Origin of the sequence: Nguyenibacter sp. L1 (genome assembly GCF_035199985.1) — a bacterium.
Classification (GTDB): domain Bacteria; phylum Pseudomonadota; class Alphaproteobacteria; order Acetobacterales; family Acetobacteraceae; genus Gluconacetobacter; species Gluconacetobacter vanlangensis.
In genome coordinates, this window is the sequence record NZ_CP127015.1 from 1,385,405 (window position 1) to 1,410,399 (window position 24,995).

Below are 24,995 nucleotides of genomic sequence, written 5' to 3' on the forward strand. Positions count from 1 at the left end.
CGGGCCCGATCTCCCGGCGTGATCCTGCCTGTCCTTATTCATGCGCCTGAAATCCCGGTGGCGCCGGCAGTCCGGGCGATGTCAGGGCCAGCACCTTGAACAGGCGCCCCATCCTGTCCGGCGCGGCCAAGCGCTGCGCGGCGTCGCGAATGGCATGCGCCTCGGCGGCCGCGCGGCCGCGTGCCAATTGCTCGGCCCGCGCGAACAGCCCCAACCCGGCCAGGAAAGCCCCCTGCGTCACACTGCCATGGCAGAGCGCGCCCCCTTGGCGCGCCGCCGCGGCGAATGCCGCGAAATCGACATGGGCGGTCAGGTCCGCCTGCCCCGGATCGGCCAGCGGCCAAGCGGGCTGGCCGTCCCGCAGCGCCTGCAGCGTGTCGCCCCAGATCGCACCGTCATAGCCGTAATCGATGAACAGCCCGGCACCCGGCGCATGCGACAGCCGCGCCGCCACGCTTTCCGCCACCGCCAGCGCTTCGGGGCAAAATTCCAGGATCTCGCCCAGGGGCACGGGCCGGCCGAACAGTTCGCCCGCCGCAGCCCCCCAGGGCACGTCATGGGCGGGTACGGTCACGAATCCGACCCCCTGCACAAAGCGTTCGTCCCATCCGTCCGCGGTCCGGACGAACTGGCGGATCGGCAATGCGTCCAGGAACTCGTTGGCCAGCAGGATCGACGGCCCCTCGGGCACATCCGCAAGGTGCGCGTGCCAGGCGACTGGCCACGCCCCGCGCCCAGCCAGCGCCGCGTGCTGCACCGCGCGCAGGCGGGGCGACTGCTCCAGTAGATGCACGCGCGCCGCCTGATGGCAATCGGGCGCCACCCTTGCCAGCAGGCGCAGCATGTCGGCCATCAGGGTTCCGCGCCCCGGCCCGGCCTCGATCAGACGGAACAGCGCCGGGCGGCCCATCGCCTGCCAGGTGACGGCCACCCAGGCCCCCAAGATCTCGCCGAAGATCTGCGAGATCTCGGGCGCGGTAACGAAATCGGCGAACGGATCGCGCCCGGCATAATAGGTCGCGTTGGCCCGCGCCATGAAACGATCCAGCCGTTCGGGCTTATCCGTGCTCACGGGCGTTCGGAGCCCGTATCGACCGGCATCAGCAGAGTCCGCGGCGGCCGGCGCATCGCCTGCAGCATCAGCCCCGCGCCGGCAATCGCCATAGGAATGCACAGGATCTGCCCCATGGTGGTGCCGAACGGCAGAAACCCGATAAAGGCATCCGGCTCGCGGAAACATTCACAGATGCTGCGCGCCACGGCATAGCCGAACAGGAACAGTCCGGACAGGAAGCCCGGCCGCTCACGGATCGCCTGCCGGCGCGACACCACCCACATCATCGCGAACAGCACCAGCCCTTCCAGCAGCGCCTCGTAGAGTTCGGACGGATGCCGCGGCTGGGGGCCGGCCTGAGGAAAGACCATCGCCCAGGGCAGGCCGGACGGCGCCGGGCGCCCCCACAATTCCCCGTTGATGAAGTTGGCGATGCGCCCCAGCCCCAGCCCGATCGGCACGACGACCGTCACCCGGTCGGAAAACGCCAGAAAACTCAGTTTATTGCGCCAAGAAAACAGCGCCAGCGCCACCACGACGCCAAGCGCCCCGCCATGGAAGGACATTCCCCCACGCCAGACTTCCACCACCGCCATCGGATGCGCGAGATACAGCGATGGCTGGTAGAACAGGATATAGCCCAGCCGCCCCCCCAGCACGACACCCAGCGTCGCCCAGGTCAGGAAATCGTCGACCTGCAGCGCGGTCGCCGCACGGGGCGACAATCCCGCCAGGCGGCGCACCAGCCGCCAGCCGACCAGCAGCGCGGTGATATAGGCCATGGCATACCAGCGAATGGCCAGCGGCCCCACATGCACCATGACCGGATCGAATTGCGGAAATATCAGGACGGGCAGCATGCAGCGTCTTTCTGCTACGAAATGGCGTTACGAAATGGCGTCGGGGCGGCCAGGGACGAGCGGGCCGGACGATGCGTCACAGATATGGGTCGGGCGCGGCCAAGTAATCCCGCACGTACCGGCGGACCCCGTCTTCCAGCGTCGTGAACGGCCGTCCATAGCCCGCCGCCCGCAGGCGCGTCATGTCCGCGCAGGTATAGGATTGGTACTGTCCCCGCAAATTGGCGGGCATGTCGATGAATTCCACTTGCCTTGGCGCACCCGTGGCGTCGCACACCGCATGGGCTAGGTCCAGATAGGTCCGCGCCACCCCGGTCCCGCAATTGAACAGCCCGCTGACCCGCGGGTTGTCCAGCAGCCACAGCATCACGTCCACCACGTCGCCGACCCAGATGAAGTCCCGCGCCTGCGCTCCATCCGCCAATCCCTGCACATCTGACCGGAACAGCCGCGCCGGCAAGCCCTGACTGACCTCGTCATATTTCACCTTCACGACCGAGATCATCTTGCCCTTATGGTATTCGTTCGGGCCGAAGACGTTGAAGAATTTCAGCCCCGCCCATTGCGGCGGCGCGGCCTCGCCCCGGGCCAGTCGCGCCATCACCTGCCGATCAAATACATGCTTTGACCAGCCATACAGGTTCAGCGGCCGCAGGGAGTCCAGCATTGCGGGATCGTCGGAAAATAGTTCCGACCGGTCGGCGGCGCCATAGGTCGCAGCCGATGACGCATAGATGAAGCGCGCACCGTGCCGCACACACCACGCCCATAAGCGCGCCGACAGGTCAATATTGGTGCGCCAGATCAGGTCTCCGTCGCGCGCGGTCGTCTCGCTAATCGCGCCCAAATGGAACACAGCCGTCACGGCCGGCTGGTCGACCAGGAAATCGTCCAGAGCCTCGGGCGCAAGCAGCCGCTCGGGGGCATGGCGCGCGATATTGCGCCATTTCCCTTCCGCACCAAGCCAGTCGACGATGACCGTCTCCTCGCCCCGCGCCCGAAGCGCCGCATGCAGACATGAGCCGATGAACCCGGCTCCACCGGTGATGATGATCATGACCTGCTCTATAGAGCAGTTCGCTGCGCGATCGAAGACCCGCGACGTCCCATGCCACCGGCCCGCCGTTTGCCGGATGGCCATCGTGGGCCGGAATGTCTATATGCTGCCAGATGCACCGCCGGGCGGCTTTGTCCAATCCGGCCACCACCCACCCTGGAACAGGAGGCTCCGCCATGCCCGACAGGCCCCGTATCTTCGACGATCTCGCTGGCGTTGCCGGCGGCGCCTTCTCGGCGCTGGCTGGACTGCGGGAAGAAATCGGCGCCATCGTTCGAGCCCGCGTCGACGAGGTCCTTTCGACGCTGAACCTGGTCCGACGAGAAGATTTCGAGGTGGTGCGCGAATTGGCCGGCCGGGCACGCTCGGCGCAGGAGGAGGCCGATGCCCGCCTCGCGGCGCTCGAGGCCCGAATCGTGGCCCTTGAAGCTCAACCCGGCACGCCCCCCTTTCCGCCCTCCATGCCCGGCGAAACGAACCCGACAGCCAACCCGTTCTGAAGCCGAACGAAACGCAAAAAAATCCGCAGGACGGCACGCCCGCGTCCGCGTGACTCTTGCCAGTCTGCCCGAACCGCCCATAGGGTTGAAATGTGGCCGCGTTCTCACCCGTGGCGGGAACGGCCAGCGGCCCGCTTACGCAGACGTCCGGGGTCCGGTGCGCGACGCCGGCCTCCCTCCACGGCTCAGGGGAGTCCCATATGCCTGCTCTCACGCCCTCCTCTCCCTCCCAGGACTCCAACCCGCTCGATCTCATGGAACAGATCGTCGGCGGCTATGAATGGGCGTTCGAACGCCGCAACGATTCCGAAATGGCCGCCGAGGCCCCCGGAAAATGGTGCGATTATGGTCTATATTTTTCCTGGTCGCGCGAAGTCAGCGCGATGCATTTCACCTGCACATTTGACCTGAAGGTCCCAACGCAGCAACGCCGGGCCTTGTTCGAACTGGTCGCCCTGGCCAATGAGCGACTGTGGATCGGCCATTTCGGCATGGATCTTGAGAGCGGCATGCCGCTGTTCCGCCACGCGGTCCTACTGCGTGGCGCCCCCGGCGCATCGATGGAAAGTCTCGAGGACATGGTCGATATCGCCATTACCGAGTGCGAGCGCTTCTACCCCGCCTTCCAGTTCGTGCTGTGGGGCGGCAAGACCCCTGCGGAGGCGCTGGAGGCCGCGATGCTGGATTGCGCGGGCGAGGCGTGAGCAGCCCGGCCTCGCCGTCCACTCCCATTCCCCCCCTGCTTCTGGTCGGGTGCGGACAGATGGGCGGCGCGATGCTGGCCGGCTGGCTGGCCGACGGACTTGCTCCGTCGGTCGTTCTCGACCGGCACCGCGACGATATCCCTGCGCCGCATCGCGTCGTGCGGGATGCCGCCGACCTTCCGCGGGATTTCGTTCCTTCCCTGATCGTCCTGGCCGCCAAGCCGCAGAAGGCTGCCGAGGTGCTGCCCGCCCTGGCCCCGTTCGCGCACCACGCGCCCATCCTGTCGGTCATGGCCGGCAAGACGGTCGGCGGGCTGACGGCGGCGCTGGCCGATGCGAGCTGCCCGGATGCCGTCGTCATCCGGGCCATGCCCAACACGCCCTCGGCGATCGGGCAGGGCATGACGGTCTGCTATGCCCCGCCCGGGGCCAGCGACGCCCAGCGCGCCTTGTGCGAACGCATACTCTCGGCCATCGGCGACACGGCCTGGGTCACCCGGGAAGAGCAGATGGACGCCGTGACCGCGATCTCGGGCAGCGGCCCGGCCTATGTCTTCCTGCTTGCCGAACTGATGGAACAGACAGGCACAGCGCTGGGCCTGCCGCCGGAACTCGCCCGCCGCATCGCCCGCCGCACCGTTTCGGGGGCCGGCGCGCTGATCGAGCGGACGGGCGTCGACGCCGCGGAACTGCGCCGCCGCGTGACCAGTCCGGGCGGGACGACGCAGCAAGCGCTGTCCGTGCTGATGGCGCCCGATGCATGGCCGGCCACGCTGGACCGTGCCATCCGCGCCGCGTCCCGTCGCGCCCGCGAACTGGCGTCCTGAACGGATTGCATGGCCGGCACCCCGGCCACTCGGCGAACTTGCGCCCGCCCCCGCCGTAATTTAACCGCAATGGCGATTCAACCTGTCCGGATCGGCCGGACGAAGCCGAAAACAGAAGATGTTCCAGAAGACCATGGATAACGACCAGTTCGACGATGCCCTGCTCCGCGCCGCCATGGACCGCACCGCCCTGTCCGGATGGGGGCGCCTTACGATCGTCGACGCGGCGCGCGACGCCGGCATTCCGCTGGACGAAGCCCGCCGGCGCTACCCGGTCAAGGCGGCCCTGCTGCTGAAACTGGGCCGCCTGGCCGACGAATCCGCCCTGGTGGATGACGGCAGCACCGGCACGGTGCGCGAAAAATTGTTCGACCTGCTGATGCGCCGTTTTGATGTACTGCAACAATATCGCGCCGGGGTGCGCGCCGTGCTGCGCACCCTTCCTTTCGACCCGTTGCTGGCAGCCGGGCTGGGAGCAGCGACCTACGAAAGCATGCGTTGGATGGCGAGTGCAGCCGGGCTGGACGTCACGGGCCTGATCGGCACCCTGCGGGTCAAAGGCTTGGTCGGTGTCTGGACCTATACGCTGCGTGCCTGGGATCGCGACGACAGCGAAGACCTGTCCAGCACCATGGCGGCCCTGGATCAGGCCCTGGATCGGGCCGCGCGGCTGGGCAATCTGCTGGAATACGGTCGCCGCCGCTCCGCCACTAGCGCGACTGCCGAAGCGGCGACGACTCACTCCAGCGAGATCGACCCGTCCATCGATCTGCCGCTGGAACCCCATCCAAACTATCCCTGACCGGCATCAGCCTGCGGAGCATCCGAAAAAGGAGGCAAAAGCCCCCTTTACGCCACCCCGCCCGACCCATTAGAAGGACGGAGCCAAGGTGTTCGGGCCATTGGGGCGTAGCCAAGCGGTAAGGCAGCGGATTTTGATTCCGCCATGCGGAGGTTCGAATCCTCCCGCCCCAGCCAATCTATTTCACCTGAATAGCTCCTGGGCGTCCTCCGGAATGTCGCGACGGCCTGCTTGGCCACTTCAGCGAATACAATCACGGTTTTCTGCCTGGCCCAGGATACTCTTCATTCAACCCGTATTTTTGAAGCTTCTCCTTCAAATACTGAGTTCTTTACGTCAGGCCCCGCATCGCACCCCATGCCGCCACGCAAAAATACCGGCTCTGAAACGACTGGAGGTGTTGATTTAAAAATAATTCTTGATCGCTGATTTTTTCGTGACATAAAGAAGGGGACTAGAAGAATTCTGGTCCAATCGTCGACATAGAAAGCCAATACAGAACAGTTGTATATTTTTTGAGATCAGAAACCATTTCTTGCAAACCAATCGGCCAAGCATGATCTGTCGGCCCGTGCGGAAAGGCATGCCGTGAAAATTCTGCTTTCCCTCTCTGGAGACCGGACCGGTGCCGTCATGCTGGAATATGGCCTTGTCGCCATCCTGGTCGTTCTGGTTATTGTCGGCCTTGTCGCGGTTATCGGCCAAGATATCCTTGGTATGTTCTATGCCGCCGTCAACAATTTTCCACCATCGGCCAGCTAATTTCTGGCGTATCGGGCCGGAACAGCTTCACGGAGCGTAGCGACACGGACCAGTCTCGCCACATGAGGCCGCGTCTACAAACAATGGTCCGCGCTACATGGCGCGAGCGCCATCATTTCTACATATGACTGTTAACAGGCCGCTTTCGTACAAATGGAAATATAGAGCGCATAATACCCGCAACCATTCCAATGTTTCGACCGGAACGGCACATCCCAGGTTACCCCGATACGGCCTCACGGGCCCCCGCATATGCGGGGGCCCGGCCGTCTCAGACCGCCTTTTTCAGGTTCGGGCTGGCCTTGAAGCGCACCGTCTTGCCGGCCTTCACCTTTACCGGCTCACCCGTACGGGGATTCAGCGCCTTGCGCGCCTTGGTCTTCTTGACCGTAAAGGTGCCGAATGACGGCAGGGTAAACCCACCTTCCTTCTTCAGTTCCCGGATGATAGCGGCCATCAGGTCCGTGGCCGCCTGGTTGGCAGCGACACCTGTGCAGTCGATCGAATCCTGGATTACTGCGGCGATGAAGGCTTTGCTCATTGACTCTGTACGCTCCTGTCAGGACATAAAAAGGTCGCAGCGTGCTGTCCGCCACGTTCATCATATCTCGGCGGAGGCGGCTTTTAGCGTGCTGTTCGGACTTATGCCAGAGAATTCTGCATTCATGTCACGATTCTTGTTGGCACAGACAGCAAACCTGGCGCCTCTTTCGGAAAAAGTCCGATTTCTTGGAAGACTGGGCAAGTACATAGCCGGTCCGCGCACAAATCATAACGATGTTGGACCGTTCAATGCAAACCCCCTATCATCGGTCGCCTGACACAAGATCGGGACTAGAGATCCGGCAGTACCAGTATCAGCCCGAGGGAACGTTACGTTCCAGCTCATCCAGCCACAACCGCGCATTGCCATCCGACGGCGCGCGCCAGTCGCCGCGCGGCGACAATGCCCCGCCTGCCACCACCTTCGGCCCGTTGGGTACCGCCGAACGCTTGAACTGGCTGAAACCGAAGAACCGGGCCAGAAAGACCGAAAGCCAATGCCTTATCGTCGGCAGATCATAGGCTACGCGCTTATCTTGAGGAAAACCGGGCGGCCAGTTTCCCGCCTGAGGATCCTTCCAGGCAATCTCGGCCATGAAAGCGATACGCGACGGACGAAAACCATAACGCAGCACATAGAACAGCGTGAAATCCTGCAACGCGTAAGGACCAATTCGGGCCTCGGTGCTCTGCAGGGCCTGATCATCGCCTGCCGGAACCAGCTCGGGCGAAATCTCCGTGTCCAGGATCGCCTGCAATACGCCACCCACCGCACCGTCCACCCTCCCCGACGCAATCACCCAGCGGATCAGATGCTGGATAAGCGTTTTGGGCAGCCCCGCATTGACGTTATAATGCGACATCTGGTCACCGACACCATAGGTGCACCATCCCAGTGCCAATTCTGACAGATCGCCGGTACCAATAACGATCCCGCCATGCTGGTTGGCCAGGCGGAACAGGAAATCGGTCCGCAACCCGGCCTGGACGTTCTCGAAGGTCACGTCATAGAGCGGCATGCCACTGGCGAAGGGATGACCCAGCTCCTGCAACATCATGCGGGCAGTCGGACGGATGTCCAGTTCCGTCGCCGTCACCCCCAGGGCGCGCATCAGTTCCAGGGCGTTGGACTGCGTGCCCGGGCTGGTCCCAAAACCCGGCATCGTATAGGCCAGCACCGCCTCACGCCCCAGCCCCAGTTCGTCGGCCGCTCGTGTGGCCACCAGTAGCGCCTGGGTCGAATCCAGGCCGCCGGATACGCCGATCACCATGCGCCGTGTTCCGGTCGCTTGCAGCCGCTGCTTCAACGCCGAAACCTGGATGGTCCAGGCTTCGTAGCAATCCTGCTCCAGCCGCGCCGGGTCGGATGGGACGAACGGAAAACGTTCGATCCGCCGCTTCAGGCCCAGATCACCCGCCGGCGGTGCCAGCGCGAAGCTGATCCGCCGCCAGCCAGCGTCCGGACGCGCCGCGCGATTGTCGGCAAAACTGCCCATCCGGCTGCGCTCCTGACGCAGCAGGTCCAGGTCCACGTCCGCCGTGGCCCGGTGGGGCCCCTGCGGAAAGCGCACCGTCTCGGCCAACAGCACACCGTTCTCATAGATCGACACCTGACCGTCCCAGGCCAGGTCGGTCGTCGACTCCCCCTCTCCGGCCGCCGCATAAACATAGGCGCAGATGGCGCGTGCGGATTGTGACCGGCATAACAGGTCGCGGATGTCGGCCTTGCCGACCGTGATGTCGCTGGCCGACGGGTTGGCGATGACGGTAGCCCCGGCCAGTGCGGCATCGGTGCTGGGCGGCAGCGGCACCCACAGGTCCTCGCAGATCTCGACCGCGATGACCAGACCTGGCACATCCTCGGCCTCGAACAGGAGGTCGGGACCAAAGGGCGCAGTCTGGCCGGCGACATGGATGCTCTGCCCGCGCTGCCCCACGCCGGCGGCGAACTGCCGGGCCTCGTAGAATTCGCGATAGTTCGGCAGGAAACTCTTGGGCACCACCCCCAGGATCGTACCGCGATGCAGGATGACGGCACAATTATACAGCGCGTCGCCATGCCGCAGCGGTGCGCCGGCGATGATGACCGGCGTCATTTCGGCTGTCGCGGCTGCCAGGGTGGCCAGGGCGGTACCCACCCCATCCAGCAACACGTCCTGCTGGCGCAGATCCTCGATCGCGTATCCCGACACGCCCAGTTCCGGAAATACCGCCAGCGCCACGCCCTCGGCGTCGCATGTCTGCACCATCTCGACCATGCGTGCGACGTTGGTGGCCGGATCGGCCAGGGCCACGGGCAGCGTGCACCCGGCGACGCGTGCAAAGCCATGACGGTAGAGAGAACGAAAATCCGGCACGATCTGTCACCCGGTACTGACTGTTTCCATGGCCGCCGCGGCCGCATGCGGCAACTCGCACGAGGCCCACGCATTGGGATCCCTGAGGGACCCCTTAGTCCATTCACATAAATCGGAGGACTTCGCCATGGACTTCCTACGCTGGACGCTGATCTTTCTGGTCCTGGCGCTGGTGTCGGCGGCATTCGGCTTTGGCGGCCTGGCCGCCAATTTCGCCTATATCGGCAAGATCCTGTTCTTCATTTTCCTGATCCTGTTCATCGTCGGTCTGTTCTTCGGCCGCGGACGAGGCAGGACGTGGTGATCCCGAGCAGACCCAGAGCGTACAGGCCGCCCATCGCGGTCATCGACAGCTTCAACCCGCTGATCAGATAGGTTGGGGCGTCGCACGGCTTGGCGGGGCGTAGCGGCATGGCCGCCAGCCGTTCGGCGAAGGTTCCGCCGTGGAAGACGGGGGCCCGGCATTCCGGCAGCGGGCTGGGCCACCATCCCTGTTCCACCCCGACATGCACGACCGACAGGCCGCATGCCGCCATCAGGACCGGGACGCACAGCCAGACGATTCCCCGCCGGCCGCGGCCGCGTGCCAGCGCCGCCAGTATCCCGAGCGCGATCAGCAGCCGGTATGGCCAGCGCTCCCACAGGCATAACCCGCACGGCGCCATGCCGAGCCCGTGTTCGACCCATTCGGCGATTCCCAGCGCGATCGCGCCTGCGGCGGCGAGCGTCAGGGGGAGCCACGGCCGGGTGTCGACGCGCCTGAAAACATGGGATTTCATGGTGTACAGACCGGCGGCGCCTCATCCAGTGCGCGCAGGAAGTCCCGGGCCCAGCTTCCGGCGGTGGTCCGGCGGACTTCCTCGTCCAAGGCCAGCCAGCGGCGGCGGCGTTCGTGCACATCCATTGTCAATGCTTGATGCAGGGCGTCGGCGATCTCGTCGGCATCAAAAGGATTGACAAGCACGGCCTCGCCCATCTCGGGGGCGGCGCCGGCGAAATGGGACAGGACCAGCACGCCGGGTGCCGCCGGGTCCTGGGCGGCGATATATTCCTTGGCGACCAGGTTCATGCCGTCGCGCAGCGGCGTGATCAGTGCCACGTCCGCCATGCGGTAGAAACCCGCCAGGATGTCGCGGCCGATCGGCCTTGTGATGTAGCGGATGGGCGTCCAGTCGAATTCGGCATAGGCGCCGTTGACCCGGCCCGTCAGCTCGTCGAGCTGACGGCGCAGCAGGCGGTATTCCTCGACGTCGCCGCGCGATACCGGCGCCACCTGCAGGAACGTCACCTTGCCGCGATGTTCCGGATAGCGCTCCAGCAGCGCCTCGTAGCCGCGGAAACGCTCGGGCAGGCCCTTGGAGTAGTCCAGCCGGTCGACGCCCAGGATCAGCGCGGCCCCGCGCAGGCTGGCCTGCAGCCGCGCGGCTTCGTCCCGCGCGATGCCGGCTTCGGCCTGGGCGCGGAATTCGTGCGGGTCGATGCCGATCGGGAAGGCCTGCGCCCGTTCCATCAGCCCGTTCAGGCGGAAGGACTGGTTGAGATTGTCGGCGTCCTCGTCGGTCTGCACCCCGAACACGTCATAGGCCTGCATGTCCTCGAGCAGCAGCTCGACGCCGGGGAGGCAGCGGATCAGGCTCCAGGGCGGCACCGGGATATGCAGGAAGAAGCCGATCCGCGTCGTGACCCCCAGGTCGCGCAGTGCCTGGCCCAGCGGGAACAGGTGGTAGTCGTGGATCCAGATCACGTCGTCCGGCTGCAGCAGCGGCAGCAGGGTGCGCGCGAACATGGCATTGACCTCGAGATAGGTCTGCCAGTCGCTGCGCGCGTAGCTCATCAGCCCGATGCGGTAGTGGAAGAGCGGCCAGAGGATGCCGTTGGAAAAATTCTGGTAGAATCCCTCGTGCTGCCGCGCCGTCAGGTCGATGGTCGCGTAGGTGACGCCCGCGACCGTGTCGAAGCCCGGCACGGGGTCGGCGTCGCTGTCGACCAGGTTGCCCGACCAGCCGAACCACAGCGACTCGCCGCCCCGCAGCGCGTCGCGCAGCCCGACCGTCAATCCGCCCGCCGGCTGCGTGCGTTCGCGCGGCGACGGCACGCGGTTCGATACGATGATCAGGCGCCCCATCTGTCGTCCCCCCCCTCGGTCAGGCCGGCCAGCCATGTCCGGAACGCGGTCGGGTCGGGAAAGTCCCGGTGGATCCGGAACCCCACCCCGCCCAGCCGGACGGCCTCGCGGATGCCGTCCTCGTCGGTTACGTCGTCGCCGACGAAGATCGGATGCCGCCCGGCAAAGGGCGGCGACTGCATCAGGGCGGCGACGGCGTGGCCCTTGTCGACGCCATGCGGCCGGATTTCCCATGCCATCTTCGCCGCCTGGATATGAAACGCGCCGTTGCCGGAGGCGATCCAGCCCTCGGCCGCGTCGCGCAGCAGGTCGGCGGCCTCGGGCGCCGCGCGGTAATGCAGCACGAAGCCCGCGATCTTGCGTTCGATCCGCACGCCGGGATGGGCGGCGGCCAGGCTTTCGGCCGCCTGCAGCCAGCCGGGCGGATATTGCGGCAGGTCGGCGCGGACGATGGGGCCGTCCGGGCGGTGCCGCACGGCGATCCCGTGCTCGCCCGCCACGGCATAGGGCACGTCGCCCAGGAAATGGTCGATCTGGTCCACCGCGCGGCCGGAAATCACCGCCAGCGCGTCGCCGCATTTCGCCCGCAGGCGGCGCAGCACCCGCGGCAGCCCGGGCGGGACCACCACCGATTCCGGGGTGGGGGCGATATCCACCAGCGTGCCGTCGAAATCCAGCAGCAGGGCGGCCTGGTGCGGCGGCGGCATGAAGCGGCCGTCGGGGCCGGCATAATCCGTCGGGCTCATGGAAGTCTGCTCTCCTCGCGTCCGATGGCGTCGTTACCCATCCCGCCCTCTTGCCCGAGGGCCGCCCCGGCTAGCGGGGAAGCAGGGATTGGGGCTGTCCCGGCTGCGGCTGATCCGGACCGGGTTGCGGCGCCGCGGGCTGATCCTGCGGCGTGTCGGGTGTCGGCGGGGGCAGCAGGGACAATGGCGCCCCCTTGCCCGAGCCGCCTCCCCCATCCGTGCCCGCCTGATACGGCGTCGGCGGGGGCAGGGCCTGATGCTGGCCCGCAATCGCCGGCGGTGCAACAGGCATCGACGACGGCTGCGATGCAACAGGCATCGACGGCGGCGGCGATGTGTCGCCCTCGTCCGGCGGGACCAGGGAGAGGGGCTGCCCGCCCGATGCCGGCGCGGCGGGGCGCGCGGGGGCGGCCGCGGCCGGAGACGGCACGGCGGCGGGTGGGGTGGTGGGCGGCGTGGCGGACGGCGGGATATTGGGCGGCGCCGCGGCAGTGGGGGCGGCGCTGGGGGGGGCGGCACTGGGGGGAGCGACGCCGGGGGGAGCCGCACTGGAAGGAGCCGCGCCGGGGGCCGTGTTCGGAGTCGCGCCCGGGGCTGCCCCCGCGTCCGGGGCCGGGGTGGCGTCCGCGGTGACGGGCGGGGTCAGGGGCGGCGGCGTGGGGGCCGTCGTCGCGCCGTCGCAGCCCGTGAGCTGGACGGTATAGACCGGGTCCTGGAACACGCCGAGGAACGGTTCCTGCGCCAGCATCCAGCCATCGAAGCCCGGGCCGTCCTGCCGCGCGTCGCGGACCGAGACCCATGCCGCCGCGTCGGGCGCCAGCGTCGCCGGACGGTCGCGGCAGGCGCCGACATGGATGGTGAGCGCCTTGTAGGTCGCATCCTGCCCCACGGGGACGGTCAGGACCTGCACGTGGGAATCCAGCGTGTCGAGGACCCGGATCGTGGCGCTGGACCGCCCCTGCCAGGTATCGGGCGGGTAGATCAGCGGCGGGTTGACGATTTCGGCGGCCCGCGCGGTACCCTGGAGGGACGCGACCCCGTGACAGGAAAGGGCGGCCAGCACCGCCAGGCGAACGATGGCGGCGTGTCTCACGCTTTGGGGCTTTGCAATGCGGACACGATTCCGTGGATGACCTGCTTCATTTCCTGCGCGTCGACGCCGATCAGCACCGCGTCCTCGAAGGCGTCGCGCATGACCTCGCACAATTCCCGATAATTCTCGGCCAGGACGCGCAGCTTGTCCTGGCACGAGACCGGGCTGCCATCGGGCTGGCGCCAGATGGCGGGCGGCGGCGGCAGGGCCCCATTGCTCATTGCGGGGAGTCCCCCCCCGGATGCCCGGCCGGCGGGGCGGTCCCGCCCTGGGTGGCCCGCTGCTGGTTCGCCTTCGTCATGGAATCGGTCACCGAGAAGATGAAGCGGCTGAGCAACTGTTCCAGGCTGATCGACCCCTGGGTCTGCGCGATTTCCGCCCCGGGGCGCAGGATGGCGTCGTTTCCGCCGGGGGACAGCGCGATATATTTGCCGCCCAGCAGGCTGTCGCTGGTGATGATCGCGGCGCTGTCGGTCGGCAGGCGGATGTCGGGGCGCACGGTGAAGGTCACCTGGGCCTTGTAGCTGGCGGGATCGACCCGTTCGGCGACCACCTGGCCCACCGTCACCCCGGCCAGGCGCACGTCCGACCCCACCGACAGCCCGTCGATATGGGCGAAGGAGGCCGCGAGCCGATAGCCGTTTTCGTGCCGGTGGCCCTTGTCGACCACGGCGAAGGCCAGCAGGCCGCCCAGCAGGACGAGGACCCCGCACCCGGCGGCAAGTTCGGCCGGGTTTCGGCCCCCTCTGACTGGAACCGCACTCACCATCTGAATCGCATCCCTTCTGGGCATCCCTGTCTGGGGCATCCCTGCTGGAGGGGCCCGCCGGCGGGGGGTCCTATGGAAGGAAACGCCCCTGCCTTGCTCCGTTCCGCTGCATTCTATCGGCGCCGGCATCCCGTGAACAGGGGCCGGCTGCCGCTATGCTGGAGCATCGAAATCTGGCCGGAATATGGTCGGCGTTATCCTGGCGGGCGCCGGAAGCGGTTACCGGAAGCGGGTGCCGCCGTGGCGGCCGGGCGTCAGGACTCGGGGAACCAGGCCTGATAATCGCTGGTCGAGGGGGCGCGCCGGCCGCCGCGATAATCGCTGCCGGGCGGGCGATAGGCCTCGATCGTGCCGGTGCGGTTGGGCTGATAGGGCAGTTGCCAGGGCTGGCGGGCACCTTCGGGCAGGGGCGCGTCCTCGACATGGTGCAGCCAGCCCCACCATTCCGGCGGCACGGCGGACGCGTCCTCGCCCTTGCGGTAGATCACCCAGCGTTCGTGGCGCTTCAGTCCGCCGCCGGTCCGATTCGCCGTCCGCGCTTCGTAATAGCAGCGGCCGTCGGCGTCCTTGCCGACCAGGCGGCCCTTGAATTTGGTGTAGATCCGGGTGCCGAGATTTGCCATGGCCGGATGGTAGCGCCATCTTTCGCCCATGGTCCATCCCGCCCGGGCGCATCGCGACCTCACATGTCCGGCATTGCGGGAACCGGGGAGTTATCCCCCATATCCACAATATACAGTGGTCTGTATAGCGGTGGCCCTACCATATGCGGCTTTCACCGCGCGGCGCGGCGTGCCTAGACTGCCGCCATGACAGCCCGTAGCCATTGGAACGGCATCCGCATGCGCAGCGTGCAGGCTGCCGCCGACCCGGACGACGCCCCGCGCGCCGTCACCCTGCCCGTCGACTGGGACGACGAGGCGGCGTCGGCGCTGGTCCGGCTGGCCCGGGGCCAGGGGCCGATCCGCCTGGCGACCGAGGCCGCGCGCTGGATCGACGAGCTGGCCCAGGGGCCGCATGTGGCCCAGGCGCGGTCGCTGTCCTGTCTGCTGATGCTGCGCCAGGCGGCGCCGACCGAGTCGCTGTGGACCGGCGAGCATGACCGCCGCCCGGGCTTTGTCGTGAATCTGTGCGGCTTCGTGCAGGCGGGCACGGGCTTCCTGGCCGAGGATTTCGTCGCAGCGCTGCGCCTGCTGTGCCTGATGCTGCGCGACGTGGCGCAGCGGCGCGCGCCGCTGCGCAATGGCGAACTGCCCTTTCCGCCGGTGCCGGCGCCGCAACCGGCCCGCACGCGCAGGGGCCGCGCGCCGGCCGAGGACGACCCGATGCCCGTGCCGGCCGTCGCGGGCGACCTGCTGCTGACCAACCTGGATGCGTGCCTGGCGGCGCTGGGCCTGGATTATGACAGCGACGCGGCGCGCGACGTGGCCTGCAGCCTGGCGTCGCTGGCCACGCTGGTGGCGCATGAAGGCAGCGGGGCGGATGCGCTGCTGCTGCCGCCGGCGCGCTGCGCGGTGCCCGGCCTGGCGGAAACCGCCCGGGCCGTCTGGCGCGAGGCCGCCGTGGAGATCGCAACCCCGCTGCCGCGGATCTGCACCGGCTTTTCCACGCCCGGGCCGATCGACGCGCTGCTGGGCGCGGAATCCTGCGGCCTGGCGCCGATCTTCTCGCCCCTGCGGCCGGATGGGCGGCTGGCCGCCAGCACGCTGGCGCGGCTGGCCTGGCGGGGATTGACGCCCGAAGCCGCCTTTGCCGCCGCGCTGGCCGGCGAGGCGGTGCTGACCCTGCCGGACATCCAGGCCCACCAGGCCATGCATCGGGCGCTGACGGGATTCGTGGACCAGATGCCGGCCCGTCCCGACCCGGCCGCCCTGCCGCTGCGCCGGCGGCTGGCGCTGGAACGCGGCGTGCGGCGCCACCTGCCGGCCCGCCATGGCGGCTTTACCCAGAAGGCCAGCGTCGGCGGGCATCGGCTGTTCCTGCGCACCGGGGAGTACGAGGACGGCACGCTGGGGGAGATCGCGCTGACGCCCGCGCGCGAAAGCGCGGTCGCCCGGGGGTTGATGGATGCGCTGAGCCAGGCCGTCAGCATCGGTTTGCAATATGGCGCGCCGCTGGATGATTATGTCGCGGCGTTCGCCTATACTCGGTTCGGCCCGGCGGGCACCGTCGAGGGCGATCCCGTGGCGGCCTATGCCACGTCGCTGCTGGATTATGCATTCCGGGCCTTGTCGGATGCCTATCTGGGCAACAGACTGCCCGACGCCCCGCACCAGGACCCCGTCGCCGACGCCCCGTCGCCGATGCTGCCGCTGGACCTGCCCGCCGCGCCGGGCGAGACGCCGCCGCGGCGCGCCGGCCGGCTGAGGCTGGTGGGGTGAGGCTGGCGGGATGATGAGCGACGCCTAGTGTCCTGCCCGAGAAATTCTTATGAGAATTTCTCGGGCAGGACACTAACATGTTGATTCCAGTGTCGAATACAGGAGTATCCCATGATGGACAGCACCCCCGAAGCCCGCCTGGACCAGCACGGTATCATCCTACCCATTCCGCCGGCCCCGGTCGCGACCTATGTCGGCACTGCCGTCAGCGGGTCGCTGCTGGTCGTTTCGGGCCAGTTGCCGCTGGTCGACGGCAAGCTGTTCGCCACCGGCAAGCTGGGCGCGGACGTGGCGACCGAAATCGGGGTCGAGGCCGCCCGCTATTGCATGATCAACGTCATCGCCCAGGTCCGCGCGGCGGTCGGCGACCTGTCGCGGGTGCGGCGCGTGGTGCGGCTGGGCGGGTTCATCGCCTGCGTGCCCAGCTTTACCCAGCATGCCGCCGTCATGAACGGGGCGTCGGACCTGGCGGTCGCCATTTTCGGCGAGGCGGGGCGCCATGCGCGCTCGACCATCGGGGTGCCGTCGCTGCCGCTGGACGCGGCGGTCGAGGTCGAAGGCCTGTTCGAGATCGGCTGAGGGGCGCCCGCCGATGGCCGCCCGTTCCATGGCTGACCTGACGCTGAGCCTGCATCGGGCGATCGCCGAGATTCCGGCGGCCGAATGGGATGAGTGCGCCGGCGCGGACAATCCGTTCGTCAGCCATGCCTTTCTCTCGGCGCTGGAAGAAAGCGGGTCGACCGGGTCGCGCACCGGCTGGCTGCCGCAGCATGCGGCGATCCGCGGCAAGGACGGGCGGCTGCTGGCCGCGGCCCCGCTTTATGCCAAGTCCCATTCCTATGGCGAATATGTGTTCGACCAGTCCTGGGCCCAGGCGCTGGAGCGGGCCGGGGAGGCGTACTATCCCAAATTGCAGGTCGCGGTGCCGTTTTCGCCGGTGCCGGGGCCGCGCCTGCTGGTCCGCGCGGGCGCGGCCGATGTTCCGGCGCTGCGCAGTGCGCTGATCGGCGCGCTGCGCCAGGCGTGCGGGGCGCTGGAGCTGTCCTCGGTCCATGCGACGTTCTGCACGGCGGAGGAGCATGAGGCATTCGGCCGGGCCGGCTGGCTGCTGCGCCAGGGCATGCAGTTTCATTGGGACAATCGCGGCTATCGCGATTTCGACGATTTCCTGGCCGCGCTGTCGTCGCGCAAGCGCAAGGTGCTGAAGCGCGAGCGGCGCGACGCCAATGCGTGCGGCCTGACCTTTCGCACGCTGCGCGGCGGGGCGATCACGCCCGAGATTTGGGCCCATTTCTATCGATTCTATACCTCGACCGTCGATCGCAAATGGGGCAGCGCCTATCTGACGCCGGAATTCTTTCCGCTGCTGTCCGAGCGGCTGGGCGAGCGGGTGGTGCTGATGCTGGCCGAACGCGACGGCGCGCCGGTGGCCGGGGCGCTGAACCTGATGGGCGCGGACGCGCTGTATGGCCGCAATTGGGGGTGCGACGGCGAGTACCCGTTCCTGCATTTCGAGCTGTGCTATTACCGCGCGATCGAGTTCGCGATCGCGCACGGGCTGGCGCGGGTCGAGGCCGGGGCGCAGGGCGAGCACAAGATCCAGCGGGGCTATCGCCCCTGCCCGACCTATTCCGCGCACTGGATCGAGCATCCGGGCCTGCGGGCGGCGGTCGGGGATGTCCTGGCCCGCGAGCGCGCGCATGTTCTGGCCGAGATGGCCGAGCTGGATGCGCTGTCGCCGTACCGGGCGGTGGACGACGCGTGACGGGCGGCGCCTGATATCCAGCCGCCTGAAGGCGAGGGCGCTGCCCTCGACCCGCAAGGGGTCGCGGACCCCTTGACCCCGATTCGTCGATACCCGATTCGTCGATAACGAATGGTTTCCAAAGGCGTCGCCTTTGGCGGGGCGCGAGGCGGCGCCCCGAAGGTGCGATCGGGGTCCAATGGCAGACGAAGGCTTGATGACGCTCGCGCTTGCCGCAGATGCCGGTACGGGCGGGGACCGTTCGCCTCGGCGGCGGCATCGCGCCGTGCTTGCCCTGTGCGCGCTCAATTTCTTCATGGCGGACGTGCAGGCGGGGATCGGCCCTTTCCTTGGCGTGTTCCTCCAGCGCCATGGGTGGCAGACCGGCCCCATCGGGTCCGTCATGACCGCCGGGGGGATCGCCGGCATGCTGGCGGCGATCCCGGCCGGAGCGTTCATCGACCACACGCGGCGAAAGCGTCTGGTCGTGATCGTCACGGGCCTGTGCACCGTCCTGGCTTCATTCCTGTTGCTGTTGTCGCAGTCCGCAATCGTCGTGACGCTGAGCCAGCTTGCGACGGCCGTTGCGGGCGCCGCGATCGGACCGGCGATGGCCGGCATGACGCTCGGCATCGTGCGTCAAAAGGGTTTCAACGCCCAGATGGGACGCAACCAGGCCTGGAACCATGCCGGGAACATGGCCGGCGCGGGCCTGTCGGGCTGGTTCGGCTGGCGCTTCGGACTTCCGGCGATCTTTTTTCTCTCCGCTGCTTTCGGCGTGCTTGCCATTGCCTCGGTGCTGGCCGTCCCGGAGACATCCATCGATCATCGGGCGGCGCGTGGACTGGAGGACGGCACGGACCATGATTCCGGAACGCGGGCCGAGGGCCTGAGAGCGTTTCTCCACCACAAGCCCCTGCTGGTCCTGGCGGTGTGCCTGTGCTGCTTTCACCTCGGCAATGCCGCGATGCTGCCGCTCTATGGCATGGCGGTGGTCAGCGCGGGCAAGGGCGATCCCGCCATGTTCACGGCGACGACCGTCGTCGTGGCCCAGGCCGTGATGATTGTCGTCAGCCTGCTGGCCATGCGTCTCGCCGCGCGGCGCGGTTACTGGATCGTGCTGCTCGTCTCCTTTGCGGCGCTTCCGCTGCGCGGCGTACTTGCGGGCAGTTTTATCCAGCATTGGGGCGTATGGCCGGTGCAGATGCTCGACGGGATCGGCGCGGGGCTGCAAAGCGTCGCCGTCCCCGGTCTGGTCGCGCGTCTGCTCCGCGGAACCGGACGCGTCAATGTCGGTCTCGGCATGGTCATGACCGCCCAGGGGGTCGGCGCCGGCCTGTCGCCTGCCCTGGGCGGTTGGCTTGCGGAGGCTTTGGGATATTCGTCCGCGTTCTATACGCTCGGGTGCATTGCCGTTCCGTCACTTCTGCTCTGGATCGGGTTCGGCGCGACCGTGCGCGCGGCGAGCAGGAATGCTGCATGAGGACCACGATCCAGCCGCGCGCCCGCTCCTGATCGGGAGATGGTGCGTGTTCAGCCTTTCTCCCACTGGGTGGCGGCGTCCCTGGCGAAGCCAGTGTAGGCGCGCGGCGCACGGCCGAGCAATCGGGTGAGGCGCGCGACGTCGTCCGGGGTCGCCGCCGCGCCGTCGGCCTGGTAGCGGGCGAACATCAGGCGCAGGTCGAGCACGTGCCAGGCGGGCAGCATGGTTCTGAGGCGCTGTTCCATCATGCCGAGATCGTCGCCGCCGTAGCGGATGGGACGGCCGAGCGCCTTGCGCCAGATCGCGGCGATCTGTTCGCCGGTCAGGCTGTCCGGACCGACCAGTTCATAGGTCTCGCGGCCGAGCGGCGCGGCGGCATGTTCCCGGCGCGCGAGTTCGATCGCCGCGGCCTCGCCGATGTCGCGGATATCGACCATCGAGATGCCCTTCGCGCCGATCGGCGCGCCATAGGCGCCGAATGTCAGCAGCGGATCCTTCTGGCGAAAATCGTTCTGGATGAAATAGGCCGGGCGCAGGATCGTGGCGGGAAGGTCGAGCGCGTCGATCATCCGCTCGACCGTGTATTTGCCGGCGAAATGCGGCACGTCGGCATAGGCCGCGCCCTTGAACACCGACAGATAGACGATGCCCTTGACGCCGGACTCCCGGGCCACTGTCAGCGCCAGCATGGCCTGGGTCAGTTCGTCGGCGACGTTCGGAACCAGCAGGAACAGCGTGCTGATGCCCTGGAGCGCCGCGCGCAGCGACTCCACGTCGCCGAGATCGCCGCGGACCGGGATTGCGCCGGCGGGCAATCGCGCCGTTTCGAGCGAGCGGGTCAGGGCGCGGACATCGACATTGCGGCCCTGCAGATGGGCCAGGACCTGGGACCCGATGGTCCCTGTGCTGCCGGTTACCAAGATAGCCATTTTGAAAACTCCTCGAGAGGTTGCGAGCGGTTGTGCGTCTCGGGGAAACAGATATTCGTTCCATTACCGGAGGGGAGATGGCATTTTTGAGATTGCCTGTCTCATTATCGGAACAGCGTGATGAATCTCGACGCCTTGTCCGCCTTCAACCTGGTCGCTGCCCATGGCGGATTCGGGCGCGCCAGCCGCGTGACCGGCCGGCCGAAGGCGACGCTGTCGCGCCGGGTCGCCGAACTGGAACAGAGCCTGGGAGTCAGGCTGATCGAGCGCGGCGCCCACAGCCTGCGCCTGACCGACGAGGGGCGTGCGCTCCATGCGCGCACGGAAGGGCCGCTGTCGGAGATCGCGGAAGCCGGCGAGGCCGTCATCCTGGGGGCATCGACGCCGCGGGGCAGGTTGCGGGTCAGCGCGCCGGTGGTCTTCGCCCATGTCGCCCTTCCCCGGATCGGCGCCCGTTTTGCGCGTGCCTATCCCGAGGTCCAGCTTGAGATCGTCGCCGAGGACCGCAAGGTCGATCCGGTCGAAGATGGCTATGACCTGGTGATCCGGGTCGATCCCGCGCCGGACGAGCGCCTTGTCGGTCGTCGGTTCCTGAATGACGAACGCCTGATCGTGGCGCCGACCGACATGGCGCGGCCCGCCCCGATGGACGATGGCGGGGCGCGTGCCGTGAAGGCCGTCCTGCTGGGCACGGCGGCGCCCGATATCGTTTGGCGCATGCGCGCCGGAACGGAAACGGAGATCGTCCTGGAGCCGGAGCCGGTCATGCGGCTCTCGTCGCTGCTGATGGTGCGCGATGCCGTGCTGGCGGGCGCAGGCGCGGCGGTGCTGCCGAGGCTTCTGGTCGCGGACGATATCGCTTCGGGCCGGCTTGCCTGTTGGGGGACGCATGCCGGCCCGTCGGTCGAGATCTGGGCGCTTCAGAGCGCGCGCCGCCTTGTCGGCGCCAAGGTCCGTGCTTTTCTTGACGCGGTCGAAAGGGCGTTCCCGGAGAGGATCTTCGTTCCGCCGGCTTGAACTCTGGCGTTCCGGGCGGTTCGGCGAAGCCTGCCGTCCGGTCCGAGCGGTTCGGCGAAGCCTGCCGTCCGGTCCGAGCGGTTCGGGTGCTCTCGGTTTCCGAACTGCGCAAGGTGAGCGACGGCATGGCTGATGCCGATGTCGTTGCCTGGCTGTCCAATATAGATGCCACGATGCTCTGTCTTTCGGCCGTGACCATCGTGAAGAACGCGTTCGGCGTTCTACGGATTGAACGGCGCGGCCTCGATCAAGGGGGCTCTGCCGCTGGATGGATCAGCGCATTCTGCCTGAATTCGCGGATCGAATCCTGCCGGTCGATACGGCCGTAATGCGGTGCTGCACGCCTCTTCCTATGCCCGACCCGGGCCCCCGAACGTGCTGCGTTCATCGCCGCCACAGCCTTGGCCCATGGTATGACGATCGTGACACGAAGCATCACCGATTTCGTTCCTATCTCCAACAAAGTATATTATCCTCCCGATGGACGCACATTGTGCCAACTGGCGCGAGCGAACGCCCTGAGCCGTTTTCACCGCATTGGATAGACATGTTAGGTGAGTGCTTACTGCATCTTTCATTATCGCAAAGAAAGACTGTAACAGAGCACAACTTTGATGCTTGCCAGTCCGATGAGCGCCGTGCAATGTAACATAGTCAACTCTCGCTGGAAGACGCAAATGATTACGATTCCGGAATTATAAATGACGATCTCCATCATCGTATTATTCATAATTTATGTTTTATACCCGGCAATTTTACTTTCATTGGTATCCAAATATGGACCATATCCTATCGTTGGGGCAAGACAGTGGGATTTATTATCATATCACAACATTATTGGATTTGATTTATGGTTGTTTTTTGTCATAGGCCTACCCACAACAATATTTTCCTCAGTCTCTGCATTTATAAAGAATAGATATATATCATTTTTCGTCTGCTTTTTAGGTCCATTTTTGCAGTTTTTGTGGTTATTTTATCAGATACAGCATGGCCAAGGACCTGAAAGTGACATACCAGAGGGCAGTCCTTTCAAAAGCCGACTTGGGGCTTCATTGGTTTACAATTTGCCGATATGCCTATTCTCATGCCTTTGGTGTTTTTCGCTTAGGACATATATTTTCAGAAACCACACAAGAAATCGTCTTTCTCCCAAAAAATCGGTGCGTTGAATGCCCTTTTGGAAATTCGATATGACGGGTTTTCAAGAGGTGCGGGGCGTGATTCAAGCTACGAATGTGGACGTCAGAGCAGCGAGGCCGGATGGCTGGGATCACGCGCAAGACGAAACGCTATCCGTCTGACCTGACCGATGAGGAATGGGAGATCATCCGGCGGTCAGGCACGGCAAAAGGGTTCGAAGTTCTCGCGTGTCGATGGGGGGTTGAACGGACATTTGGCTGGATGATCCGTTGGCGTCGCCTTGTAAAGGGCTACGAACAGCGGATCGACGTCGCAGAAGCCATGATCCACATCACCTTGGGTAGCATTTCCAAAAAGGGCTCTAAGACGGAGAAGCATCATGTTTGATTATGAAAACAACTTCGACGAATTTATGATGAGACTGAATACACAGAACGCCATCGGCATCTGGTGGGCATTGGGATTATCCGATGACGACACAAAATCGATGACTATTCGAGAAAAATTTGCAAAATTCAAAAAATTCTTTGAATACGCTATTTTTCATAATAGAATCATTGAGTACGATCTGAAGAACCAGCGGGCAATTTTCTCTGGCGATGAGCCGGACGTTGTCTTCGACCGGATTTTCGTGGACTTTCCCCTGAATAAATTGCCGGATCATGGCGGGGACCGCGAGCGAGCATTTTTGGAATATATGTACACGAAGTTCGACGGATGGGCGGTTCTGAATGAGAGAACGACCCTTTGTATCCCCGATTAGCCCCCCTACGGGTCTGGCGTCGGAATTGTGATTGGGGGTCATAGACCATGAATGTGAACCACAGGCGCCGATTTCAACAGTAGAAACTGCCGGGAGAATTGGATTATAAAACTACCAAGCAAGCTATCAAATTGAATACGAGAGATAAAATTCGAATTTTAAAAAAGGAATGAACATAATGTCTGAAAAATTTTTAAACGAATTAGAATATGTAAGCGGATCTGACGCGCATTCAATTTGGAAAGACCTAAATCCAGGTATCACAACACACGTGAATAGCATGGATTCCATGGTAGAACTCATTGATTTTTTTGAATTTGCCATATCAAAAAATGTTATTATTGAATACGATATTGAACGCAACATTCCTATTTTTTCTGGAGACGAACCAAAAACAGTAGCGCAACGCATGTTTAGTGACTTTACCGCAAAAGTTCCCAATATTCCAGCCCAAGATCCATTGAGCAACGACGATTTTGTTGCTTATCTCATGTTCAAGAGAGGATGGGCTGTGTTACTTCATGGGACAAGGCTTATTTTCCCAGAGGAATAACAATACGATTTTTCCTGAACGGAACAGGATTTTCCGGAGGATTCGATTTGCGATAACTCAACTCAAAAAGCGGATTAATGCAGATTCTTGGCCAATTTCACGGAACTCTGCAGATGCAAGCGAATAAAATTTGAATTCCAATTGGACAAATCGATATGTCAGGCAAATTTTCCGAGGCATTAGAATATATAAATGGCGGAAATGCCTACTCAATTTGGAGAGATCTAAACCTTGAAGCAACGAAAAACATAGAAACTGAATGTGCCAAAAAAAATCTTATAGAATTTTTCGAATTTGCCATATCGAAAAATGTTATTATTGAATACGATGCCGTAGAAAATGTGCCAATTTTTTCGGGGGATCCACCGAAAATCGTAGCAGAACGAATATTCAGTGACATTCATCTCAAAAATCCTAACCTGCCAGCTATGAACCCCATCAACAATGACGATTTTCTTACATACCTTATGTTCAAGAGAGGATGGGCAGTATTGATTCGTGGAACGCGTCTTATGTTTCCGGAATGAAATTCCCGATAACGACATGGACGAACGATTGAAAGAACTCTCGGCGAAGACGGATGCGCTGGCGCGGCCGAGTTCGATTGTGGATTTCGAATTATTCCAGCCATCTCTGATACAGGCCAGGCGGCGCCCTGGCGGGAGCATGGGCGGCGGCCGCCCTATGACTTCGCTTTGATGTTCAAGGCCGTGATTCTGACGGCGGGTCACTTGCGGTTGGGCGAGTGGACGGGGTTCCTGATCGGATCGACTGTCGTTCATG

At 64.8% G+C, this 24,995-nt stretch carries 28 protein-coding genes, 1 tRNA gene and 1 pseudogene; 17 read left to right on the forward strand and 13 right to left on the reverse strand.

Going from position 1 to position 24,995, the window contains the following annotated elements; genetic code table 11:
• Positions 1-34 precede the first annotated feature (34 nt).
• From QN315_RS06235 to rfaD, 3 genes are all read right to left on the reverse strand, one after another.
• The gene (locus tag QN315_RS06235; RefSeq protein ID WP_323993282.1) at positions 35-1,036 is read right to left on the reverse strand and encodes an SAM-dependent methyltransferase; all 1,002 of its coding nucleotides are present in this window, start codon (positions 1,034-1,036) and stop codon (positions 35-37) included.
• Positions 1,037-1,068: 32 nt separating this feature from the next.
• On the reverse strand, positions 1,069-1,914 hold the full coding sequence (gene lgt, locus QN315_RS06240; RefSeq protein ID WP_323992182.1) for a prolipoprotein diacylglyceryl transferase: 846 nt from the start codon (positions 1,912-1,914) through the stop codon (positions 1,069-1,071).
• A gap of 76 nt (positions 1,915-1,990) precedes the next feature.
• Positions 1,991-2,971, reverse strand: coding sequence for an ADP-glyceromanno-heptose 6-epimerase (gene rfaD / locus QN315_RS06245; RefSeq protein WP_323993283.1), 981 nt, complete (start codon positions 2,969-2,971; stop codon positions 1,991-1,993).
• A gap of 176 nt (positions 2,972-3,147) precedes the next feature.
• Between rfaD and QN315_RS06250 the strand changes: the two genes are divergently transcribed.
• The 6 genes from QN315_RS06250 to QN315_RS06275 all read left to right on the forward strand — a co-directional run bounded on the left by QN315_RS06250 (position 3,148) and on the right by QN315_RS06275 (position 6,566).
• Positions 3,148-3,471, forward strand: coding sequence for an accessory factor UbiK family protein (locus QN315_RS06250; protein WP_176640444.1), 324 nt, complete (start codon positions 3,148-3,150; stop codon positions 3,469-3,471).
• Positions 3,472-3,671: 200 nt separating this feature from the next.
• Entirely contained in the window at positions 3,672-4,175 is a 504-nt protein-coding gene (locus QN315_RS06255; protein ID WP_176640443.1) for a YbjN domain-containing protein, read from the forward strand.
• On the forward strand, positions 4,172-5,002 hold the full coding sequence (proC, locus tag QN315_RS06260) for a pyrroline-5-carboxylate reductase (protein WP_408904593.1): 831 nt from the start codon (positions 4,172-4,174) through the stop codon (positions 5,000-5,002). The genes QN315_RS06255 and proC overlap by 4 nt, the downstream gene beginning before the upstream one ends.
• Before the next feature lie 133 nt (positions 5,003-5,135).
• Positions 5,136-5,804, forward strand: coding sequence for a TetR family transcriptional regulator (locus QN315_RS06265; protein WP_323993286.1), 669 nt, complete (start codon positions 5,136-5,138; stop codon positions 5,802-5,804).
• A 101-nt stretch (positions 5,805-5,905) separates the two neighbouring features.
• A tRNA-Gln gene (locus tag QN315_RS06270) sits at positions 5,906-5,980 on the forward strand.
• 412 nt (positions 5,981-6,392) lie between these two features.
• Entirely contained in the window at positions 6,393-6,566 is a 174-nt protein-coding gene (locus QN315_RS06275) for a hypothetical protein (RefSeq protein WP_176639701.1), read from the forward strand.
• 271 nt (positions 6,567-6,837) lie between these two features.
• On the opposite strand, the gene QN315_RS06280 is transcribed toward QN315_RS06275, so the two are convergent.
• Positions 6,838-7,107 (reverse strand): HU family DNA-binding protein, encoded by a 270-nt coding sequence (locus QN315_RS06280; RefSeq protein WP_176639706.1) that lies wholly within the window; start codon positions 7,105-7,107, stop codon positions 6,838-6,840.
• A gap of 316 nt (positions 7,108-7,423) precedes the next feature.
• A complete protein-coding gene (locus tag QN315_RS06285) occupies positions 7,424-9,466 on the reverse strand; it encodes an NAD(+) synthase (protein ID WP_323992186.1) in 2,043 nt (680 codons plus the stop codon).
• Positions 9,467-9,593: 127 nt separating this feature from the next.
• On the opposite strand from QN315_RS06285, the gene QN315_RS06290 reads away from it, so the two are divergent.
• Positions 9,594-9,770 carry a DUF1328 domain-containing protein gene (locus QN315_RS06290; RefSeq protein WP_176639707.1) on the forward strand — a complete coding sequence of 59 codons (177 nt, stop codon included), beginning with the start codon at positions 9,594-9,596 and terminating at the stop codon, positions 9,768-9,770.
• Here QN315_RS06290 and QN315_RS06295 read toward each other — a convergent pair.
• From QN315_RS06295 to QN315_RS06325, 7 genes are all read right to left on the reverse strand, one after another.
• Positions 9,724-10,245, reverse strand: a complete 522-nt coding sequence (locus QN315_RS06295) for a disulfide bond formation protein B (protein WP_323992190.1) — start codon at positions 10,243-10,245, stop codon at positions 9,724-9,726. The genes QN315_RS06290 and QN315_RS06295 overlap by 47 nt on opposite strands.
• On the reverse strand, positions 10,242-11,591 hold the full coding sequence (locus QN315_RS06300; protein ID WP_176639703.1) for a trehalose-6-phosphate synthase: 1,350 nt from the start codon (positions 11,589-11,591) through the stop codon (positions 10,242-10,244). Before QN315_RS06300 ends, QN315_RS06295 begins: the two co-directional genes overlap by 4 nt.
• Complete coding sequence (gene otsB, locus QN315_RS06305) at positions 11,579-12,337, reverse strand: trehalose-phosphatase (protein ID WP_323992192.1); 759 nt, start codon at positions 12,335-12,337, stop codon at positions 11,579-11,581. Before otsB ends, QN315_RS06300 begins: the two co-directional genes overlap by 13 nt.
• A 70-nt stretch (positions 12,338-12,407) precedes the next feature.
• Positions 12,408-13,430 carry a DUF2155 domain-containing protein gene (locus tag QN315_RS06310; RefSeq protein ID WP_323992195.1) on the reverse strand — a complete coding sequence of 341 codons (1,023 nt, stop codon included), beginning with the start codon at positions 13,428-13,430 and terminating at the stop codon, positions 12,408-12,410.
• Complete coding sequence (locus QN315_RS06315) at positions 13,427-13,651, reverse strand: hypothetical protein (protein ID WP_176641185.1); 225 nt, start codon at positions 13,649-13,651, stop codon at positions 13,427-13,429. Before QN315_RS06315 ends, QN315_RS06310 begins: the two co-directional genes overlap by 4 nt.
• Entirely contained in the window at positions 13,648-14,199 is a 552-nt protein-coding gene (locus QN315_RS06320) for an outer membrane lipid asymmetry maintenance protein MlaD (RefSeq protein ID WP_323992197.1), read from the reverse strand. The genes QN315_RS06315 and QN315_RS06320 overlap by 4 nt, the downstream gene beginning before the upstream one ends.
• Positions 14,200-14,453: 254 nt before the next feature.
• Complete coding sequence (locus QN315_RS06325; protein WP_323993287.1) at positions 14,454-14,822, reverse strand: NADH-ubiquinone oxidoreductase subunit NDUFA12 family protein; 369 nt, start codon at positions 14,820-14,822, stop codon at positions 14,454-14,456.
• 186 nt (positions 14,823-15,008) lie between these two features.
• Here QN315_RS06325 and QN315_RS06330 point away from each other — a divergent pair, with 186 nt between their 5' ends.
• The 4 genes from QN315_RS06330 to QN315_RS06345 all read left to right on the forward strand — a co-directional run bounded on the left by QN315_RS06330 (position 15,009) and on the right by QN315_RS06345 (position 19,807).
• Positions 15,009-16,580 (forward strand): vitamin B12-dependent ribonucleotide reductase, encoded by a 1,572-nt coding sequence (locus tag QN315_RS06330; protein ID WP_323992199.1) that lies wholly within the window; start codon positions 15,009-15,011, stop codon positions 16,578-16,580.
• A gap of 114 nt (positions 16,581-16,694) precedes the next feature.
• On the forward strand, positions 16,695-17,159 hold the full coding sequence (locus tag QN315_RS06335) for a RidA family protein (protein WP_323993288.1): 465 nt from the start codon (positions 16,695-16,697) through the stop codon (positions 17,157-17,159).
• A gap of 28 nt (positions 17,160-17,187) precedes the next feature.
• Complete coding sequence (locus QN315_RS06340) at positions 17,188-18,345, forward strand: GNAT family N-acetyltransferase (RefSeq protein ID WP_323992200.1); 1,158 nt, start codon at positions 17,188-17,190, stop codon at positions 18,343-18,345.
• 133 nt (positions 18,346-18,478) lie between these two features.
• Positions 18,479-19,807, forward strand: a complete 1,329-nt coding sequence (locus QN315_RS06345; RefSeq protein ID WP_323992202.1) for an MFS transporter — start codon at positions 18,479-18,481, stop codon at positions 19,805-19,807.
• A 50-nt stretch (positions 19,808-19,857) separates the two neighbouring features.
• On the opposite strand, the gene QN315_RS06350 is transcribed toward QN315_RS06345, so the two are convergent.
• Positions 19,858-20,736, reverse strand: coding sequence for an NmrA/HSCARG family protein (locus QN315_RS06350; protein ID WP_323992204.1), 879 nt, complete (start codon positions 20,734-20,736; stop codon positions 19,858-19,860).
• A 120-nt stretch (positions 20,737-20,856) separates the two neighbouring features.
• Between QN315_RS06350 and QN315_RS06355 the strand changes: the two genes are divergently transcribed.
• The 6 genes and pseudogenes from QN315_RS06355 (at position 20,857) to QN315_RS06380 (ending at position 24,739) form a co-directional block, all read left to right on the forward strand.
• A complete protein-coding gene (locus tag QN315_RS06355) occupies positions 20,857-21,753 on the forward strand; it encodes a LysR family transcriptional regulator (RefSeq protein ID WP_323992206.1) in 897 nt (298 codons plus the stop codon).
• Positions 21,754-21,878: 125 nt separating this feature from the next.
• On the forward strand, positions 21,879-22,082 hold the full coding sequence (locus tag QN315_RS06360) for a hypothetical protein (RefSeq protein WP_323992208.1): 204 nt from the start codon (positions 21,879-21,881) through the stop codon (positions 22,080-22,082).
• Positions 22,083-23,076: 994 nt separating this feature from the next.
• Positions 23,077-23,283 (forward strand): annotated as a pseudogene (locus tag QN315_RS06365) (transposase); the annotation flags it as partial.
• Positions 23,276-23,659, forward strand: coding sequence for a hypothetical protein (locus QN315_RS06370; protein WP_323992210.1), 384 nt, complete (start codon positions 23,276-23,278; stop codon positions 23,657-23,659). The pseudogene QN315_RS06365 and the gene QN315_RS06370, both read left to right, overlap by 8 nt.
• Positions 23,660-23,837: 178 nt before the next feature.
• Positions 23,838-24,212 (forward strand): hypothetical protein, encoded by a 375-nt coding sequence (locus tag QN315_RS06375; RefSeq protein ID WP_323992212.1) that lies wholly within the window; start codon positions 23,838-23,840, stop codon positions 24,210-24,212.
• Between the two features lie 155 nt (positions 24,213-24,367).
• Complete coding sequence (locus tag QN315_RS06380) at positions 24,368-24,739, forward strand: hypothetical protein (protein WP_323992214.1); 372 nt, start codon at positions 24,368-24,370, stop codon at positions 24,737-24,739.
• Positions 24,740-24,995: the final 256 nt, after the last annotated feature.